At 46.6% G+C, this 21,256-nt stretch carries 9 protein-coding genes; 3 read left to right on the top strand and 6 right to left on the bottom strand.

The features are described from left to right. Positions 1-78: 78 nt before the first annotated feature. Positions 79-4,503: a hybrid sensor histidine kinase/response regulator transcription factor gene (locus VYM24_RS10950; protein WP_330942232.1), complete on the bottom strand. Its 4,425-nt coding sequence runs from the start codon at positions 4,501-4,503 to the stop codon at positions 79-81. 85 nt (positions 4,504-4,588) lie between these two features. Here VYM24_RS10950 and VYM24_RS10945 point away from each other — a divergent pair, with 85 nt between their 5' ends. Next, on the top strand, positions 4,589-5,743 hold the full coding sequence (locus VYM24_RS10945; RefSeq protein ID WP_291551920.1) for a dienelactone hydrolase family protein: 1,155 nt from the start codon (positions 4,589-4,591) through the stop codon (positions 5,741-5,743). A gap of 24 nt (positions 5,744-5,767) precedes the next feature. Then, the gene (locus VYM24_RS10940) at positions 5,768-10,189 is read left to right on the top strand and encodes a hybrid sensor histidine kinase/response regulator transcription factor (protein ID WP_330942128.1); all 4,422 of its coding nucleotides are present in this window, start codon (positions 5,768-5,770) and stop codon (positions 10,187-10,189) included. Between the two features lie 411 nt (positions 10,190-10,600). On the opposite strand, the gene VYM24_RS10935 is transcribed toward VYM24_RS10940, so the two are convergent. The 5 genes from VYM24_RS10935 to VYM24_RS10915 all read right to left on the bottom strand — a co-directional run bounded on the left by VYM24_RS10935 (position 10,601) and on the right by VYM24_RS10915 (position 20,651). Further along, positions 10,601-11,752: a dienelactone hydrolase family protein gene (locus VYM24_RS10935; RefSeq protein WP_330942127.1), complete on the bottom strand. Its 1,152-nt coding sequence runs from the start codon at positions 11,750-11,752 to the stop codon at positions 10,601-10,603. Between the two features lies 1 nt (position 11,753). After that, the gene (locus tag VYM24_RS10930; RefSeq protein WP_330942126.1) at positions 11,754-13,883 is read right to left on the bottom strand and encodes a RagB/SusD family nutrient uptake outer membrane protein; all 2,130 of its coding nucleotides are present in this window, start codon (positions 13,881-13,883) and stop codon (positions 11,754-11,756) included. A 31-nt stretch (positions 13,884-13,914) separates the two neighbouring features. Continuing rightward, positions 13,915-17,256 (bottom strand): SusC/RagA family TonB-linked outer membrane protein, encoded by a 3,342-nt coding sequence (locus VYM24_RS10925; RefSeq protein WP_330942125.1) that lies wholly within the window; start codon positions 17,254-17,256, stop codon positions 13,915-13,917. Positions 17,257-17,522: 266 nt separating this feature from the next. Beyond that, positions 17,523-18,839, bottom strand: a complete 1,317-nt coding sequence (locus tag VYM24_RS10920; protein WP_425286645.1) for an acetylxylan esterase — start codon at positions 18,837-18,839, stop codon at positions 17,523-17,525. 45 nt (positions 18,840-18,884) lie between these two features. Then, positions 18,885-20,651, bottom strand: coding sequence for a pectinesterase family protein (locus VYM24_RS10915; RefSeq protein WP_291551905.1), 1,767 nt, complete (start codon positions 20,649-20,651; stop codon positions 18,885-18,887). A 146-nt stretch (positions 20,652-20,797) separates the two neighbouring features. Between VYM24_RS10915 and VYM24_RS10910 the strand changes: the two genes are divergently transcribed. Further along, positions 20,798-21,145, top strand: a complete 348-nt coding sequence (locus VYM24_RS10910) for a cupin domain-containing protein (protein WP_007212477.1) — start codon at positions 20,798-20,800, stop codon at positions 21,143-21,145. Positions 21,146-21,256 lie beyond the last annotated feature (111 nt).

Genomic DNA, 21,256 nt, shown 5'->3' with positions numbered 1-21,256 from the left:
CAGTATTTTCTGCATAATTTAGCAATCGACTGTTTATCAGACCTATATAAGTTTACAAAGATGTCCATTTTGATGAATTCATGTATTTTTTGACGAATTGATCTTATTCATTCCCTTATCCCGATACTCAGTCGGGGTCATTCCCATCTTCTGTTTGAAGCATTTGCTGAAATAACGGGGATCATTAATACCCACCATATAAGAGATCTGAGTCATGGAATATTCTCCGGTTTCAATGAATTGCACGGCACGCTTGATACGCATTTCCTTAATAAACTCAATAGGTGCCAACCCCGTCAGTGTCTTCAGTTTCTTAAAAAAGACTGAACGGCTGACTGCCAGTTCCTGCACCAAGTCGTCTACTACCAATTCTCCATTATCCATATTCTTCTCCATTAGTTCCACCAGTTTGTCCATAAACTTACGATCATTCGGAGACATTTCCGGTCCTTGCTCTTCTACTGTTTCTTCCGTTGAGTCAGCTGTTACATTTCCCGTCATTAGGTTATCCCGATAGATACCCTGTAACTTCCGGCGCTGTGTGAGCAGGTTCTTTACGCGTGCTTTCAGATAAGTGGCACTGAACGGCTTCGTGATGTAATCGTCCGCTCCATACTCCAACCCCTCCAATTTGCTTTCAATGGAAGTCTTGGCCGTCAACAATACAATGGGAATATGACTGGTGGTCATATCGGCACGTAGTTCACGCGTCATGGTGATGCCATCCTTTCCGGGCATCATTACATCACTAATAATGATATCCGGGAGGAATTTCAAAGCTTTACCCCAACCTTGCATACCATCCACCGCTTCTACGATTCTGTACTCGGAAGCAAAGATGCTGCGCAGGAACAGACGGAGTTCCGAATTATCTTCCACAAGCAACATAGTTCCCTGAGGGTTGGAATCCGGTATAACAATATCGGTCACCTGTTCTGCGACTTCCATACTCACTGTGGCATCATCCTGCAAGAATTCCACCGATTCATCATAATGTTCTTTACCTTTCAGGAAATCCACCTTAAAGCAACTCCCCTCTCCTAACTTACTATCAACGGTAATGGTCGCCTTATGCATTTCTACCAATTCCTTCACCAATGACAAACCAATGCCGGTGCTGGACTGATTGAACAGATTGCGGTCTACCAGATTCTCAAAACGGACAAACAACGACTTTTTCTTATTATCTGCAATACCTATTCCCTGATCTTCCACACTTACGGAAACAGATTTTTCATCTTCACGCACAAGCACCGTGATCATCTTTCCATTCGGAGTGTATTTAAAAGCATTGGAAAGCAGATTGAATACAATCTTCTCAAATTTATCCGCATCTACCCAAAGATACAGTTCTTCCTTCTCCGTTTCAAACAGGAAGTCTATCTGATGTTCTTCGGCAACGGACTCGAAGTTCGCCATGATCTTGCGAGTAAAAGCCACCACATCCATACGTTGAACCTGCATCTTCATTTTCCGGTTCTGTATCTTCCGGAAGTCCAGTATCTGGTTGATAAGCCTCAACATGCGGTTCGTATTCCGTTCTACCACCTGTAACTGTTCACGGGCATCATCCGGAAGTTTGGTATTCCCCAGTATATATTCCACAGGCCCTGAAATCAAAGTCAGCGGAGTGCGCAGTTCATGAGAGATATCGGTAAAGAAACGCAGTTTCATATCCGTCATTTGTTGCTCGACGGACACCTCATGCTTCAAGCGATAAATAGTGAACAAGATATACACCGCCGCTACAATAATCATGATGAAGAAAAGCACATACAGGAAATAAGCAAACGGAGTTTCCCAAAAGGAAGGTAGTATCTCAATGTCCAATGTACGCGTGTTTTCAGTCCATATACCGTCACTGTTGGTAGAACGGACTTTAAAGACATAATGTCCTTTTGGCAAGTTGGTATAAGTAGCCACACGCTGTTTACCTACATAGTTCCAAGCCTTTTCAAAACCTTCCAGGATATAAGCATACTGTATTTCGGAAGGTGCGGAATAGTCGAGTGCAGCAAACTGTATGGTGAAAATATTCTCCCGATGCGAGAGAACCAGCTTTCTGGTATCATCCAATCCCTGTTTCAGTACTGAACCCTGTCCCGGCACCACGTCTACATTCGCCACCAGCAACTTGGAGAAAACCATTGGCGGCACATAATTACTCTTCCCGATGGAATCGGGATTGAAATAGAAAATACCTGTACTCGCCCCGAAAAGTATATTACCCGAAGCTGTATATTCCGAAGCCGCTTCACTGAAACGTACCCGAAAAAAGATCTCCTTATCGGCATAGTTCTCAAATTTCTCCTCGGAAGGAATGAACTTACTGATGCCGTTTTCCGAACTGAGCCATAAATTACCGGCTTTATCCTCCTGTATGGAAAGCAACACATCCGAAGGCAGACCGTCCTGTACCGTATACGACTTGAAACAGGCATTATCGTTCTCATCCAGCGATACCAATTTATTCAGTCCACCGCCAAATGTGGCAATAAAGAGTTCCTTATCCCGGGTAGATACAATCCAATGTACATCATTATTGCTTAGGCTATACTCCTCGTCCGGAACACGCAGGAAATGACGGAACTTCACATCTTCGGGATTCTTGAAGTCCGCATCCACCATCAAGGCGCCCACGGTAGTTCCTATCCAGATATGCCCCTGATCATCACCTGTTATAAAACGGGCCTTGTAACAATAATCAATAGGATATCCTTTCAGGTTATTACGATGGTTCACGAAAATCTCCTTGCCACCCTGATTGTGCGCCATATAGTTGATGCCGCCTGCAAATGTAGCTATCCAGATGCGTCCATGCTTATCTTCGTATACACAATAAACATTGTCGTCACTCAAACTATAAATATCACCTTCCTGATGCTGATAACGGGTCAACTTATAGTGATAACCATCTTTCTGTTTTTCGGCTTTCACCAGACCATCCCCTTTTGTCGCAATCCAGAAATTTCGTTTACTGTCCTGCAAGATGAAGTAAACATTACCACGCAATGGAGTGCCGCTGTGCGACACAGTACCGTTTTCGGTCAGATAGCCCTTATTTACACGGTTCTTATCATATATCCGTAGTTTACCATCTTTCAAGCCTACCCATAAATTCTGGTCTGCATCCTCGCAAAGGGCGCGTACTTCGTTGCTCAATGACTCATAATCGTGTGGCACCGGCGTTACGATGCCAAACTGAGACGGACGGAAAGTAACCTTCTCCAATCCCTTAGAGTGAGTGCACATCCACAGATTCCCCTGATTGTCGGAGAAGGCGGTATGTATTTTATTGGAAAAGCGCCAATCATGCCCTGACAAATCATTATAGAACGGACGCAGACTATTACTCTCACGGTCAAAATATGAAAAACCACCGCCATACGGATGTACCCAAAGTACGCCATTGATATCTTCATGCGCATGGAAAGCCGGACGAGAACGGTCCGTACTGGTAGGTTCCACGGCTATTACTTCACGCTTTAAGACCTGTGTACGCGGATTAAAGTGTACCACTGTGCCCGGAATATGTTGCTCGAACCATACTTCCGATGCTTTATCCACATAAGTGCCATGAATCGGTGCGTCAGGAAAACGGGAGGCAGGGAAATGTACTGTCTTCTTTGTATCACATTTATAAGTAAAGAATCCGTCTTTTGAAGTGGTCAGTATGATCTCATTGCCATCTATATGATTGATTGACACAATATGGGATGAAACCGGCAGGCTCAGCAACAAGAACTGCCCGCTCTCCTTCTGATAGCGCCATACGCGCCCGTTATCCGTTCCGAAATAGATTTCGGGACCATGCTCCAAACAGGAATAAAAGGCTTGCCCGCCTTTCCTCTCCCGCTCTGCTGTCTCTGCGAAATAAAAGACCGGTGATTTCTCTCCAGGTGCCAACATCCCTAATCCGTTATCAGACAATATCCATTCATTACCTGCCCGGTCCTCATATACCTGAAACACACGTGAGGCGGAAAACTGTCCCGATTGAGTGGAATAATATTGGGAGGTCAGGCTATAATCCTGCGGATCAGTTGCCACCCGGATCACCCCTTCAGTCTCCGTCAGCAGCCATACCGAACCACCCGGAAGGACTTTGATATCCGTTATATTGGCTGTGCCCCCCTCATCATCATCACCCGGAGCACGCTCAAACGTTTCCGTACGGGGATCGAAGCGATAGGCGTGATTGTCATAGGTTTGCAGCCAAAGGAAGCCGTACTTGTCTTCTAGTATATGGTCTATGCGGTTATGGCTCAGCACGATACGATTATCAAGCCGCGCCTTATACGTTTTAAATGAATAACCATTGAACTTATTGATGCCATCCCAGGTAGCAAGCCAGATATTTCCCTTGCGGTCTTGCAGGATGCTCATTACTGTATTTTGAGAAAGTCCGTCTTCAGACGAATAATGGGTGAAGAAACAATCCGGCTGTGCTTTTACTGACAACACACCTATCAACCCAAGGATCAGATATAAGATTTTTTTCATCATAACAGGCTTATTCTATGCGGTAAAGATACGTATTTCATAGAAAGATCATGTATCTTTGCTTAGATTTTAACAACCACTGACCATGAAACGCATTACAACCACTTTCCTGATTGTTCTCTCCGGACATCTCAGTATGATTGCTCAAACCGATACCACCGCATATGGTATTGTCAAAAACATGCCGGTCTTCTATGAGCAATTGAAACAGCAGCTCACTTATCCGGCAGCGTGGGGAAACTCCCCTATCCGCAAGTTTGATAAATGGCGTGCCCAAGCACGGGAAACCCTACTGGAGTGTATGCAGATTTTGCCTCCCGCCCCTACCGATTATGCCATGACGGTAATCGCTACCGAACAGCGCAACGGATACAAGGCTCAAAAAATACTATTTAACGTATCGGAGTGGTGTCGTGTTCCCGCCTACCTGTTGGTACCGGACGGTGACGGTCCCTTTCCGGCAGTCGTCATGCTGCACGATCATGGCGCGCACTTCTCTATCGGCAAGGAGAAAATGGTACGCCCGTTCGATGTAAGCGATGAAATCATAGCGGACGCCGACAATTGGGCAACAGGTTGCTACGACGGACAATATACAGGAGACTATTTTGCCGAACACGGTTATGTGGTACTTTCCATCGATGCCTTGTTCTGGGGTGAACGTGGCAGAAAGGAAGGGGTGAACTATGACGGACAACAAGCGTTAGCTTCCAACTTCCTGCAAATGGGAAGTTCGTGGGGAGCGTTTATCAATATGGATGATGCGCGAAGCGCGGAGTTCGTGGCCTCACTGCCGTTTGTGGATAAAGATAAAGTAGGATGCGTAGGTTTCTCCATGGGAGCCTACCGTTCCTGGATGCTCTCCGCCATCACCGACTGCATAAAAGTCTCCGCCTCCATTTGCTGGATGAACACCACCGAATACCTGATGACACTCACCAACAACCAAAACAAAGGCGGATCAGCTTATTCCATGCTGATACCGAACCTGCGCCGCTATCTGGATTATCCTCATACGGCAAGCATCGCCTGCCCGAAACCCACCCTGTTTTTCAATGGAAGTCGGGACAAGTTGTTTCCGGTAGAAGGTGTTAAAGATGCGTACAGCACCATGCAGGCTGTCTGGCAGAGTCAGAAGGCTGCCGACCGCCTCGTTACCAAGATATGGGAAGAGAAACACTTCTTCAATAAGGAAATGCAGAAAGAGACTTTGGAGTTTTTCAATAAATGGCTGAAATAAAGCGTAGCCGGTAATACACTAACCATGAGAAGAATCGGAATATTTCTAATCCTCTGCGTAATTGCCACCGACTTCTGCTTCGGACAATTACCACATACCTTTACACAATATACCTCAGAAGACGGACTCTCGCAGAATACAATCATGAGCATCCTGCAAGATGACAAAGGAGTGATGTGGTTCGCTACCTGGGACGGTCTCTACAAATTTGACGGATATACATTTAACAACTATAAAGCCCATCCGGGCGACAGCATCGGATTGAGCAACAACCGCCTGGACAATATTAAAGAAGACAGATACGGATATATCTGGGTACAAAGCTACAATCACCAGGTCTATCGTTTCAATCCGCGGCTTGAACGGTTCCAGGCTATCCCTTACGACAACTATCTGTCTCTGGACATGTATGTGCTTCCATGTGGAGACGTATGGATAATTACCGTACAAAATGAGTTACTTCATATCTCCACCCATCCGGAAACACATGAAATGAAAGTCACAGACTTCTTCAAGTCCCATCAAATTTCATACTCAGAACCTATCAAGTCTATCTTTCAGGATAGCCGGGAGAACCAATGGATTCTTACCGAGAACGGATTATACCGCCTGAGTCGTAACGGGAATGAAGAGAGACTGTCTTCTTACTTCGTCGCTCCTCCGGAAAAGGACAAACAGCCCTTTTACGATGCACTGGAGAATAACCATGCCATCTACTTCACTTCCAAACAAGGATGTGTATACGAATACAATCCGGATAACGGCCAGTTTGTAAGACAAGAGTTCCCTACCGATTCGTCTATCAAAACAATCCGCCAACTCAAAAAGGACAAGCTATTCATCGGCACAGCCAGCGACGGGTTCTTTGTATATGAACAAAGTTCCGGAAACCATCGTCACTATAATACCCGGAATTATCCTTCATTAAAGGACAATCAGATCAAAGCAGCCTATATCGATACCAACGGTGAAGCATGGATACGCCTCAACATCAAAGGAGTGACGCACTTCAATCCTGAAAACGAGCAGTTCGATCACTTCATTCTGCAAGACAAGTACGGCAAAGATATCGTCGATTCCCGGCCGGAAATGTATATATACGAGGATGTCAACGGTTCTTTATGGGTACATCCTTCGGGAGGAGGACTTGCCTGGTATGACCGTAAGAACAACCGGATACGTCCGTTTTACAATCCGGCCCTGCAATCGGGCTGGAGCGCTGACAATAAGGTGACCAATGTATTTACTGATAAACAGGGCAATTTATGGCTCGGTTCGTATGGAAACGGACTGGAGAAGATCTCTTTCAATACCAATCATTTCCATTTGCTTACCGCCGCCCCGGATGATACGGAATTCCCGGGAAGTAACGTCCGTGCCGTTTACCAGGACCGCAACGGATATATATGGACGGGCAATAAAGACAAAATAATACGTGTCTACGACAGCCAATGGCGCTATGTGGGCAACCTTACGTCTGCAGGGACTATTTCCCCCTACAGCACGGACCGGTTAGGAATAGGCTACTCCATCATACAAGATCATGAAGGCACCATCTGGATAGGCACCAAAGGCAACGGACTATTCGCCGCCAGGCCTCAGGAGAAGCCCCTGACTTATCATCTCGTTCAGTACAGTGCCGACGCAAACGATGTATACAGTCTGAGCGGCAATGAGATCTACAGTCTGCATGAAGACCGGCAGCAACGGATATGGATTGCCACATTCGAAGGTGGCATCAACTATCTGGAACGGGGAACAGACAAAGAAGCAGTCCGTTTCATCAACTACCGAAACCGGCTAAAGAATTATCCTATCAGTCAATGCTACCGTACGCGTTTCATCACCTCCGACACCAAAGGGAATATATGGATAGGCAGCGCCACAGGATTACTGATGTGCAAGGACTATTTCAAAGAACCGGAAGAGATAGAATTCCAACGTTACTGCCGTATTTCGGGGAATGCCAACAGCCTCAGCAACAACGACGTGCACAACATCTATTTCACCCGGAAAGGCGAAATGTACGTGGCCACCTTCGGAGGCGGACTCAATAAGTTGCTCTCACTGGAGGGCACTGAAGCCCGCTTTCAGGCCTACACCATGAGAGACGGACTTCCTTCGGATGTATTGCTGTCCATCGAAGAAGACCCGCACGGCAACTTGTGGTGCGCTACAGAGAAAGAGCTGTGCAAGTTTATTCCTTCCACGGATAAAATAATAAACTACCCTTCCAGAGCTTTCCCCCTACGAATCAGTTTCAATGAGGGGGCGGCCCTGCGAACAGAGTCCGATTATCTGATGTTCAACACCGTGAAAGGTGTCCTCTACTTCTTTCCGGATTCCATCCATACAAGTACATACGTTCCTCCTATCATCTTCACCCGCCTGCAACAGGCCGAGAAGACGGTGACTCCCGAAGAAGGCGGCATACTGACCACCCACATCGATGATACGCACCTCCTGACCCTGCCTCACGATAAGAATGGATTCAGCATCCAGTTTGCCGCCCTGGACATGAAGTATCCCGGCAACATCTCCTATTCCTACAAACTGGAAGGCTTTGAAAATAACTGGAACAATATCGGCAACCAGCGAACCGCCACTTACACCAACCTTCCGAAAGGGCATTACACCCTGAAAGTCCGCTCTACAAACAGCGACGGCATCTGGGTGGAGAACACGCGTACACTGGACATCAACATACTTCCCTCCTTCTGGGAGACACCGTGGGCATATTCCCTGTACGTGCTATTCATCTTATTGGTCATTTTTACAGCCACCTATATCCTCTTCACCATCTTCAGGCTGAAGCATAAGGTATCCGTCGAACAGGAGATTTCAGATATAAAGCTACGTTTCTTCACAAACATATCGCACGAACTGCGTACACCGCTGACGCTGATTGCCGGTCCCGTAGAGCAAGTCCTGCAACACGGCAAGCTGAATGATGAGGAACGGGAACAGTTGGTGCTGGTAGAGCGAAACACGAACAGGATGCTAAGGCTCGTCAATCAGATTCTGGACTTCCGCAAGATACAGAACAAGAAGATGAAGATGAGGGTGCAACAGATTGACCTGATCCCTTTCATCCGCCACATTATGGAAAGCTTCAACAGCCTTGCCGATGAACACCAGATTGATTTCAGTATGGATACGGAAGTCGCTAGCCTCAAGATATGGGCGGACTCTGACAAGTTGGAAAAGATATTGTTCAACCTGTTATCGAACGCTTTCAAATATACTCCCCAAGGGAAACAGATCAAAGTGATGGTGCAGGAAGAAGAAAAGGATGTGATTCTTGCCGTGGAAGACCAGGGAATAGGAATTGCGGAGAATAAGCAAAAGTCCCTCTTCGTCCGCTTCGAGAATTTAGTGGATAAGAACCTCTTCAACCAGGCCAGCACCGGTATCGGCCTTTCATTAGTGAAAGAATTGATCGATATGCATCACGGCAGCATCAGCATCCGGAGCAAACTTGGAGAAGGGAGTTGCTTCAGCATCAGATTGCAGAAAGGAAAGGAACACTTCGACGAAACCGTTGAATTCATCCTGTCCGACTACGTGGTAAGTGATACCTCACCGGCATACACCGGAAATCAGTTCTCTTCTCTCACCGGAAACGAAGAGGAGAACCTGAACAATGAAAAAGAAACTATCCTGATAGTGGAAGATAACCAGGAATTACGCTTCTTCATAAGGACCATCTTTGCCCAGTACTTCAATGTTATAGAAGCGGAAAATGGTAATACCGGACTGGAAAAGAGTAAGTTGTATATGCCAGATATCATCATCAGCGACGTTATGATGCCCGAAAAGGATGGTATAGAAATGGTGCGCGAACTGCGGGAAGAGATGACCACAAGCCATATTCCCATCGTTATGCTGACGGCCAAGTCGACCATCGAAAGCAAGATAGAAGGCATGAAGCTGGGAGCGGACGATTACATCACAAAGCCCTTCAGCGCCGCCTACCTGAAAGCACGCATTTTCAATCTGCTTGAACAGCGCAAGAAGTTACAGGCATTGTATTGCGCCAGTCTGTTGCCTGCATCCACCGAACACCCCCTGGCAGGGAAAGAGGAAACCACCACTCCGGCCCTTTCGCCCAACGACCAGAAGTTTATGGATAAAGTGATGGAAACCATAGAGAAGCATCTGGATAACGGTGACCTTACAGTGGAAGACATTGCCGGCGAAGTAAACATGAGCCGCTCCGTATTCTTCAAGAAACTGAAGACACTGACCGGTTTATCTCCCGTTGAGTTCCTGAGAGAAATACGCATGAAGCGGGCAGCTCAACTCATAGAGACAGAAGAGTATAATATGGCTCAGATAGCCTATATGGTGGGACTGAATGACTCGCATTACTTCAGCAAGTGCTTCAAGCAGCAATATGGAATGACACCGACTGAATACAAGGAAAGCCGAAAGCAAAACAATTAAGGTTTTCTTCCGGCTTTCCTCCATTAAGTCGAGGTTATTCCATCTTCTGAAGATTTCATTACCGGCAGGCTGATTGTTAATAATTCCGCCTGCCTCTTTTTCTCAACTTCTCTTCTTTAATCTCTATCTTCTGATCTTGATAACCGAATAGGATAAATTCAGCCGACCCATGCTACAGTGCATTGTAGAGGGGGTAGCACCTCCCATCTGAGGGGGGTGTTAACTCCCCAGCTGGGGAGTGCGATGTTCCCCAGTTAGAGAGTACGATGCTCCCCAGTTGGGGAATGCGTTACTCCCCAGTTGGGGAGTTAACGCCTATTTAACCGGGGAATTTTTATCTGCAAAGAGGTAATATTGAAATGCGGATATAGGTAAATGATTTTTATCACCATAAGTATATGGATGAGGTCATCATTGAGCTAAGTTCTTTTTCAGAAAAGACAGAATGGCATCTTGTACCTTTATTCCGCAATCATGAGGCATATCCCACAGTTCCGTAACCAATTTGTCGCCTGCGGAACGGCTTTCCCATACTTTTCGCATTTCTGCAAAGGCGGCATTCACTCCTACCGGAGGAAAGAGTTTGTCATGCTCCCCGTTCAGGAAAAACATCGGTTTGGGACAGGCGATGGACGCGATATGCGGATAATCCAGATAACGACGGATGCCCGGTAACATATTGGCAAAACCTCCCCTTTCTTTTCCATACTCCCATGAGAACTGGCAGTCCGTAGTCACCATCCAGCAGACGGCAACTCCGGCTTTCACCTTATCAGAAAGTGCCGAAAGCATCCAGGCACGGTAAGCTCCCATCGAAAAGCCCATGCAACCGATACGTTTGGAGTCGACTTCGGGCAATGTAGACAGAAAGTCGGTAGTATACATGTCTTCGTAGTTCATGAAAGCACTCCAACTGCGTCCCAGCATCATGAAGTTGCCTGCCACAGCCATGTGTTTGTCGCCGTCGATGCCTTCTTTCCGTCCGCGTTCTCCCCAGAATATAGCATCAATAGAGATGACCACATATCCGTGTGCAGCCAGATAATCGCCTACGTATTGTCCACCGTAGCATTGTTTGGCCCAGGCATCGGCATCAGCCAGGACTTCGGGAGACACTCCGAAGGGACGGATCATTTTCTCCTTACCAATCGTATAATGCCCTCCATGATCATGCAAAAGTACTACCGCCGGGAAGGGGCCTTCACCATCGGGCACCAGCATATAGGCGTTCACCCTAGAATAACCGGTCAGATTGAAACGTAACTTCCGGGCTTTATACCCATTCCGCTGCTCTTCGGCTACGACCTCGGTCCGGTAGTCGGTGGTGCGAGGCGGAGGGGCAAGCATGGCATCCAGCACGGCATTGCGTGCCTGTTTGCGCCACTTCTTAAAATTCTTAACCGGACTATTTCCCCAAGCCATGGGGTAAGTCAACTCTGCTTTCAATTGATCCAGAAAAACAGGCATCTCTCTTTCCAGTTCGTAACCGGATAAATGCTGAGATAGGGCGGCTACCGAAGTAGCCAACCCTAACATCATGCAAAGAATACATCTTCTTACCATATTACTGCTGCTCAAAACCATAACCGTTCGTAATCCCCGAATTCAGCAATACCTGATAGGTATTCGGCAATAAATGGATGGGCGGATTCTTTGCCGCATAATCGGCATCCGTATAACCGGCAAAGAGTTTCTTCGCATAAGAATCCTCATATTTCAACATATCAATAGCCCAGGGAGTCTGTACATATCCATCAGCTTCCAAAGCCAACGCTTCGGCAGAACCCGGTTCGATATACTTAAACAAACCTTTGATTGCAACGTTCGTCATCGTCACGCCTGCATAAGCTGGAACCAGACTTCCCCAATCATCATGCTGTCCGCGCCATCCTGGGAACAATACCGGATCATCTTGCTTATCAGCCGGAGTTTGTGATGTCAGTCTATATCCATACTTGGATTTAGCATCGACCATCTTCGTCCAGATATAGGCAGGTATCTGATTGCCATTCTTAAACGTGTAGTAACCATCCTGACGTATGCCCTCAATGATAGCCGACATTACCTTTCTGTTTTCAACGGCAACCTCCGGAAGAATACCGGTACGGATGATGTCAAAACGGCGTACACCTTCGCCACTGAATTCCAGGGCACGTTCTTTAAGCACTGCATTGTACACAGAGCCACAATCTGAGATATATTTCTCAAAGTTCGGGTCGTTATTACCGGGGAATGCCCGGTTGTGAACAATGGCAAGGTACGTCTTGGCACTGCCTTCATCGCCCAATGCCGCACACACTTCAGCCAACATCAGATAAGCATCGGAGATACGCATATAGGAGAAGTTGATGCCGGAATTACCGTATGTTTTTGTATCAGGAGCAGTCATCCGGTTCCAGTCCCACTTATTGGTACCCGGGCCACATCCTTTACCCCACGCACTGCGGTCGAATGACTGCATCAGCTCCTGACCACCACCTGTGCTGCCCGTTACGGCCACAGAAGCGTCACGACGCAGGTCGTTATTATCGAACCAACCGTAGTAGAAATGTGCCTGGATACGATCCTGTCCACATGCCACGCAAGGCGCCTGTCCGTCACCACCCGATGAGGGGCGACCGATATAAGCCGGACGGGAAGACCCGCCATTGTATTCGTGAGGGAGTTCGTAGATAGATTCATCAGCCAATGTTATATTATCGGCAGCATGCATTTGCTGGAACATATACTGGTAAGGATTATTATACTCCTGTCCGTTCTTACCTGTAGAACGGGGGTCCGTTGTGTGTAATACCACCGAACCGGGATTCATATAGATCGCCTGAAGATATTCTTTGGCTATGGCATACAAATCCTTCCAATCGCTGCGGCGTCCGTAAATGGCACCGTTCTTTTCCACACTCCAATCGTCGAAGGTAAGTACCTTTCCGTTACCATCCACATAGAAGTCTGCACCCAGGTCGGTACGGCGGGTTGCATAACCACCATTATACATACAAAGACGTCCTATAAGTCCCTGAACATACGTACGATTCATGACATCCGCCCGCGTACTACCTTCACCCGGACGATACATATGAGGCTCTACCTCCCTGAGTTTCCGGATATGATAGTCATAAATGGCATAACGGGAAGTCAGTCCTTTTGCCTGTTCACCGGCATTCAGTGCATGGGGCACATCGCCATACCAGCGACACAACTCCCAGTAGCACGTAGCACGCAGAGCCACAGCCTGCCCATAGATATCCGAAAGGTTATTAGGTTCTCCGGTCATGATCGACTGGAAATTATCAAGCGCCTCAAAGCTGGATATGAGGGAGTTGGCCACGGATATCGTTTCGTAAAGCTTGGTAAACACTTCCGTTCCTTCACCGGAGTTAATGTTATAGTTGCCCGTACCACCCGGATAATACCATTTTTCACAGATTCCGGCGCTACCTTCATCGTAGATGTCTTGAGAGTCTTCAATGTCCGATCCCCAAACCGGATGCCAGAAGAATCCGACATTATGTACACTCCGGTTTGCACGGAGGGTTTCATAACCATAATACAATGCACCACGTGCAGACTCTTCATTTGAGAAGACAAAATCACGGTCTACTACACTCGGAGAGGAAGTGTCGAGAAAGTCCTGGCAGCTGGTCATCGCACATGCGAAAGCTGCCGCGAGAGTTATATTCAATATCTTTTTCATATCTGTTTCTCTGTTATTTTACAATTACTATTTAGAAAGTTATGTTAGCGCCGAAAGTGAATGTACGCGCACGCGGATAAGTTCCGAAGTCCATGTTGAGCGTCGGGAAAATTCTCAGGTTACTGTAGAATCCGCTTTGTCCTGTAGGGTTAGCATTCACTTCAGGATCTATGCCCGAATAACCGGTAATGGTGAAGAGATTGGTTGCGGTGAGGTACAGGCGTATCTTATCTACATGCACTTTAGCCAACCAGTTCTTGGGCAAGGTATATCCGAGCGTCAGCGTCTGCAAACGGAGGTATGAACCATTCTCCAACCATTCTGATGAAGTAATGCCGCTCTGATGGTAGGGTAAATGATATTTGGCATTCGCATTCAATGCTCTCAACTCATCGGGATTGGTAACGGCATACAAGTCACCCGCAGCATTCACATTATAAACCTTGAAAGCATCGGCCACCCAGGATGCACGTTGCGCACCGATTCCGTCAAATTCCTGACCGGACGCATTGATCATAGCAGCCACGTTATATACCTTACCGCCTGCCGTCCAGTTGAAGTTAGTAGAAAGATCGAAGTTCTTATAGTTGAAATTCAGTTGGAAACTTCCCGTATGGCGAGGCATCACTTCGCCCAGGCAAGTAGCATCATCCAAGTCTACCGTACCGCTTTCATCCACATCACGGAATTTGGCGGCTCCGGGGAATGCAGTCTGTCCGGCAGGCAGATCGTAAGGGTGCATGTATGTAGCGGTCAAGGCTTTCGTAATATCGGGCACACCTTCTTTCAGAACATACTGGCCGTTGGTGTAATTGAAATCATCCACGGTATAATATCCTTCGCTGATAAAGCCACGTACCAGACCGATAGCTTTTCCTTCTACAAACATATAATCGTTGGTAGGAACCAGGGAAGAAGAACCCCAGTATGAAGAGTAGAGATACTGGTCGGCGTTAGGCAGTTCGTCCAGTTTATTGCGGTTGTAGTTATAGATGGCGCCTACGTTGAAACGGAAATCACCTTTGTTTATCACATCTACATTCACCGAAAGCTCAATACCACGATTGGATGTTTTACCGAAGTTCTGGAACTGGTAAGAGTATCCGGTAGTGTTATCCACAGGTACGGCCATCAACAAATCTTTCGTAGTATTCCAGTATACTTCCAGACTACCGTTCACACGGTTGTTCAGGAATCCGAAGTCAATACCGAAGTTGCGTGAAATGGTAGTTTCCCATTTCAGTTTAGAGTTGGCCAGCAAACCGTCCGGACGATAGAATGAACCAAGCTCACCGTTGATAGGAGTATGATTGCTGCCCGAACCAAGGCTCGACCAGGTTTCACGCCACAGATTGGAACTAATATTGTCGCTGCCCGAAGTGCCATAGGACAAACGAAGCTTCAGATTGGAAAGCCAATCCTTCGTACCGTTCATGAAAGGTTCTTCTGAAAGGCGCCATGCGAAAGCACCTGCGGGAAAGTATCCCCAACGATTATCCGGTGCAAATTTAGAAGAGCCGTCGGCACGGAACGTACCGGTGAACAGATAACGGTCCATGAAAGTATAGCTCAAACGTCCGAAAAAGGACACCGTACGGGCGGGCACGCTATAAGAATTGGTGGCAGAGAAAGAGGTGGTTGCCGTATGGATCAATCCCATCGTGGTGTCATAATCAAATGTAGAGGGATAACCACGGCCCGTGATTTGTGACGATTCGGAATCCGACTTCAGGACTTCATTACCCAGCAATGCCGAGAATACATTGTTCTTGCCGATATTGAAATTATAATTCAAGGTGCTCACCGAACGCAAACCATCTCCCATGCCCCGGTTAAGGGTGGCACGCTTATCTCCGTTTGTATATCCGTTCTCATAATAAGTACTCTTCGAAGAACTGCGTGTAAGTGACAGTTCACTGCGGGCCACAAGCCCTTTGGCGATCTCCCATGACAAAGCTGCCGATCCTCTCAATGAACGGGAATAGGATTTATTCGTGATATCATCGATCAGTTCTACCGGATTGTGCCTGTCATCGATATTAGCCACACCGAAACTGAAGCCTGACGCAACTTCCGAATAAGAGACACCCCCCAACGGATTGTCAATGGGACGATAGCGATAAGCTCCCGACACATTAGAGCCTTTACCGTTCGTTACATTCTCACGTCCATTCAGATTTGACTCCGTATAACGGAAATCAACATCCAGGTCCAGCGTCTTGGCAAGCTTCTGCCGAATCTTGAAAGAAGCGTTCAGACGGTTGTAATCCGAATTGATCTTGATTCCTTCATCGTTAACATAGCCGAGTGTGAATATCACTTTCGTTTTATCCGTACCACCCGAAACATTCACACTGTGGTTATGCGAGAGTGCAGTGCGCAGTACGTCATCCGTGTAATCATGAGCTTTCACATTGGCATAGTCGGCATAGTGGTTACCATACTTACTTCCCAGACCGAAGTATTTCTCAACAGCATCCTGGTTAGCCGTTCCTCTGGATGCGGCATAGCTCCAGTTATGAAGAATATATTCCTGAGCCGAAAGCGTTTCAAGTGTCTTCGATACATTCTTGACCTGTACGTAGCCATCGTAACTCACCTTGATCTGACCTTCCTTGGCACTCTTAGTAGTAACCAGGATTACACCGTTTGCACCGCGTGCACCATAAATAGCCGTAGATGACGCATCTTTCAACACATCGATAGATTCTATTTCCGAAGCCGGTATATCACCAATATTGCTTACCGGAAATCCATCGACTACATAGAGCGGATCGTTGGACTGGGTTATGGACCCTCCTCCGCGGACACGAACCGAGATCGTAGCTCCCGGACGACCATCCTGTGACACTACATTCACTCCCGGCAGACGTCCCTGCAAGGCCTGCGCAACGTTGGATACAGGATTAGCAGCAACCTCATCTCCTTTTACCGAGGCTATGGCTCCCGTCAGATCGCGACGTTTCACCGTACCGTAACCGATAACAACCACTTCATCCAACATTTCCGTATCTTCAAGCAACTGAATATTGAAAAGACTCTTACCCGCAACCGCTATATCCTGGTCTACATAACCTATATAAGAGATGTGTAATATCCCATTAGCAGCCACAGTCATAGAAAAGTTACCATCCATATCGGAAACGACACCGTTTGAAGTTCCCTTCTCCAGGATGGTAGCACCAATAATAGATTCACCGGCAGCGTCTCTGACCGAACCGGAAATTTTAATTGTCTTCTTGTCATTGGAAGCTTGCTGCACACCGGCTACTGAAGTATGATCCACTGTTAAGGAAGCAGCCTGAGAAAAAGTTCCCAAATTGAGGTAGGATAAAACCCCGAGCATTAACACGACCTTTTTCCTGTAATTCATAAGTAAATGATTTTATTGATTAAACAAATTCTGAGTTCACTACAAAGCATTCATGTCTGCCTTGCACTTGCAAAGTAGCGGATAATCTATCTCACTCAGGTGAAAAATATGCTTGAATCGGTGGAAAAATCGCTCGATACCACTCAAAACACAGCAGACAAAGGGATAGGGGGATTTTCTCACAGTAAAGTCACAAAAAATCCCCCCGGATTTACTCTTTTCATTGAAAAGAGATCCGGGGGGATAAGAAATAAGGTGGATTTTGTTTATTTCAGATGCTTCAATATCCACTGCAACTGCCCGTATTCCGTATCATTGGAAGTCCAGTGTTCATTAATCGGGGTGATCAATGCTTCCTTCGGACAATCCAGCGTATTATAAACGGCATAGCTGGTGGTCGGCGGACAAACATCGTCATTGTATCCCCAGGTAATATAAGTAGGAACCTTTATCAGACGGGCGAAGTTCACTACATCATAATATGCCATCGTTTTCAACTTCTCCGGCGTATCCATCCCTTCGGTACGGAAAAAGTGGGGATATCCTCCGGCACGCCCTGCTTTATACCCTGCCATATCACTCAAAGCGGGGTGATTGGCTACACAAGCTGTTACACGAGGATCCAAACCGGTCGTAATCAAAGCTAAAGCTCCTCCCTGGCTACCGCCCTGGACAATTACATTCTTACCATCCCATTCGGGCAAGGAAGTCAGAAGGTCGATGCTACGCACACAACCCAGATACACACGTTTCATATAATAGTTGTCACGGTTCTCAAGTCCATTATTCAGATAGCCGTTCTCTCTGCCGTTGAAAGCGTTGCTGATTTCCTTGAATTCTTCCGCTGTCATCGTCGGGTTCAGCCCGTGTATCTCGATCTCAAAACGGATACATCCCTCTTCTGCATAATATTTATGGCGCAAAGGCTCCTTGATTGTCTTAATTCCGGCACCCGGTGGGCAAAGCACTACCGGACAAGAGCCTTTTGTTGCATTCTTCGGATAGAACAAATAACCGTAAATGCTCTGTCCGCGACTATTCAACATCAGCTTAACAAGATAGCAATCCACCTTGTCGGTACAATATTCCTTTGCCAGTTCCTTCGTATAAGTCAACGGATATTTGGCAGCCTCCGCTTTGTTGTTTTCCCAGAATTCTTTAAAGTCCTTCGGCATCTGCGTATAAGGCTTAATCTTCTCCGGTGAGAAACCGACTTTTACGTGATGCTTATAGCTCTTTCCATCCACAATTGCCGTCATCCGGCAATCGCGAAATCCCGGTTCCTTCATGGTTCCGATGGGAATTACAGCCTTACCTTGCTTCAAGGTGACAGAGCCGGAAGTTTCGGCAGGCATCATATCTCCGCCTATCTCGTATGATACGGTCACTCCATCCTGCGGAATACCATATTTATAGAACTGAACTTCAACCGTAGCCTTTTCTCCGGTTTTATAAATCCAGTCAGCATGATTGGGTACGGTCACCCAAAGGACATCGCTCCGGTACGGATAATTCTCCGCGGATGCAAACGATAGCGACAATATCAGAGCGAGCAGTAATACAAATAAATTCTTTATCATCATTGTGTTCTAATAGTTATAAGTTTCTTTATCAAATCCAAATATCAATCAACGCTTTATACTTAGCAGTTCATCCCCATTTTTCACCGGATTCCACCCGTCATCTCCGGCAAGCACGGTTTCCATCTCATACCCTTTGAGGTTCTTCAACTGACGGGAATAAGGAACACGCGCTTTGGGGTTGGCACCCTCACCCGTGCTTTCATATTCTGCATAGAAAACGGTCTTTTCCGCTTCTTTATTTCCCCAGTTATTCCATCCGGCAGGAGAGATGTGTTTACCTAGATTGCAACGGATAAACACAGCCTGTGCATACGGACGCCAGGGACGTGAAAGAGATACATCCCGTACACCGTCATCCGCAGTCAGACGACAATCATAAAATACGTAGCCATATTTCTGTCCCTGATCCGTAGAAGGTGCAGTGACATAACCACCTCTTTTACTATGGATATGACAACGATTAAAGACAGCCGTAGACCAGCCGAATATGAAGTCTACCGTACCTTCTACGTAGCAATCTTCATAGTACTGACGGCAATTTTTCCCATACGTATAAAGGGTATCCTGAGAGCCAAGGAAACGGCAATTCTTGAAATAAGCGCGATCGGCACTTACAAAACAGGCTACCGCCTGTCCTACCGGACCGGAAGAGTTCTCAAACGTAATATTCTCAGCATAAAAATCAGGAGCATAAATATAACAGGAAGACGAACCGGAGGTTCCCTTTTCTTCGCCAAAGCAGTTTTTCTTCTGCGCATAATCATCATACGAAAGCACTGCCCCGTCCTGACCTATCAGGGAAATATTGATCTTACTTTCCGGTATCACAATCTTCTCTTTATACACACCTTTACGCACCAGTATCGTAGTACGGATATTCTTGCGGAAATCAGGAACAGCATCAATAGCCTCCTGCACGGTAAGGAAATCTCCGCTACCATCCTGCGCCACTACAAAATCATAGTGCCGAACATACTTAGCCAGTTCCGGCACTTCCTTAGCAATGGCATCCATAGCCAAACCGGCCACAACACGCCCGCCATAAACATTCAGATGAGTGTTATCTTCGCGCCCCTTCGGCAACGCGGCGACCTGATTGGCAGGTACCCACATAAATAATTTCCGGGAGTCTACCGGCCCCATGCCCTCTACAAGGTCATGCGTAATCTTATTCATATCCACAAAAGCCACACCCAATTCTTTCGCTACATTCCGCGGAGAATCCAGATAAGCACCGTGTGTATCAATTAGCTTGTCACCTTCAGTAGCAGCAGGCTGCTCCGAAGCCTCCCGCTTTGCATCCGGGTTCACTCCTTTCTGTATATCATCCTGACTAATAGCCTGAGCCACTGCATTCCCATTTGCCGTACCGAAGTTACGGCGTACAATGGAGTTAAACAAAACGGGAATACCGCCTTTGGCACGGGTTTCGTTTACAAAACGTTTCAGGTTCTCATCAAAAGTACTTCCCGGAGCCGTATACCGTTTCGGATCGGACTTCTCATCGTTATGTCCGAACTGAATAAATACATAGTCCCCTTTCTTCACCTGTGAGATTACCTTTTCCCACCGTCCCTCGTCAATAAAACTCTTGGAACTACGTCCATTCACAGCATGATTGTCTACACGGATTTCCTCGGAAAGATAGCCGGGCAACATCTGTCCCCAGCCGCGTTCGGGGTTTCCACCTGTCAATGGCTTATTCGCCATAGTGGAGTCTCCAATCATGAAAATCGTAATCAAAGGCTTGTCAGCCTTGAAAGCCGAGAGCAGGAAAAACAACCCCAGCAATAATGTCAACTTGTGTTTCATAATTCATCAAATATAAATAGTATTATTATTTTCCGGTGCAATATTACCCAAAAACAAAGGATCCGAAGTGTAAAAAAAGTCGCAATCAGTAGAAAAATTAATATTAATCGTATATTTGCCGGCAAAACAACTAATCTGCTAACAAAATGAAAAAGACAAGAAGTAACACTTTCATTCTTGAAAAAGAAATCGCATGGGAACCGGCAGGCGAAGGAGTAGTACGCCAAATAATGGGCTACGACGGGCAAGTGATGCTGGTTAAAGTAAAATTCGAGCAAGGTGCCATCGGTACACCACACACCCACTACCATACACAAACCACCTATGTGGCAAGCGGTAAATTTGAGTTTACCGTGAACGGTGAAAAACAAATTGTAGAAACCGGAGACGGCGTCTACATTGAACCGGATGCGGAACACGGGTGCGTATGCCTGGAAGCTGGTATCCTGATAGATTGTTTCAGCCCCATGAGAGCGGATTTTCTGAAGCGCTAATACCTTGTCTGCAAGGAGTTAACTTCTTGCTAACAAAAAGTTAACTTCCTGTCGACAAGGAGTTAACTCCTTGTAAGCAAGAAGTTGGCTCTTTGTAGACAGGAAGCTAAG

Origin of the sequence: Bacteroides sp. MSB163 (genome assembly GCF_036416795.1) — a bacterium.
Classification (GTDB): domain Bacteria; phylum Bacteroidota; class Bacteroidia; order Bacteroidales; family Bacteroidaceae; genus Bacteroides; species Bacteroides maternus.
Note: the sequence above shows the minus strand (reverse complement) of the source record. Positions and strands in the feature narration are given on the sequence as shown.

Bases quoted from the DNA above. Each gene is read 5' to 3' on its own strand.
- VYM24_RS10915 (WP_291551905.1), bottom strand. From the start codon at position 20,651: ATGAAACACAAGTTGACATTATTGCTGGGGTTGTTTTTCCTGCTCTCG.
- VYM24_RS10950 (WP_330942232.1), bottom strand. From the start codon at position 4,503: ATGAAAAAAATCTTATATCTGATCCTTGGGTTGATAGGTGTGTTGTCA.
- VYM24_RS10945 (WP_291551920.1), top strand. From the start codon at position 4,589: ATGAAACGCATTACAACCACTTTCCTGATTGTTCTCTCCGGACATCTC.
- VYM24_RS10930 (WP_330942126.1), bottom strand. From the start codon at position 13,883: ATGAAAAAGATATTGAATATAACTCTCGCGGCAGCTTTCGCATGTGCG.
- VYM24_RS10935 (WP_330942127.1), bottom strand. From the start codon at position 11,752: ATGGTAAGAAGATGTATTCTTTGCATGATGTTAGGGTTGGCTACTTCG.
- VYM24_RS10920 (WP_425286645.1), bottom strand. From the start codon at position 18,839: ATGATGATAAAGAATTTATTTGTATTACTGCTCGCTCTGATATTGTCG.
- VYM24_RS10940 (WP_330942128.1), top strand. From the start codon at position 5,768: ATGAGAAGAATCGGAATATTTCTAATCCTCTGCGTAATTGCCACCGAC.
- VYM24_RS10910 (WP_007212477.1), top strand. From the start codon at position 20,798: ATGAAAAAGACAAGAAGTAACACTTTCATTCTTGAAAAAGAAATCGCA.
- VYM24_RS10925 (WP_330942125.1), bottom strand. From the start codon at position 17,256: ATGAATTACAGGAAAAAGGTCGTGTTAATGCTCGGGGTTTTATCCTAC.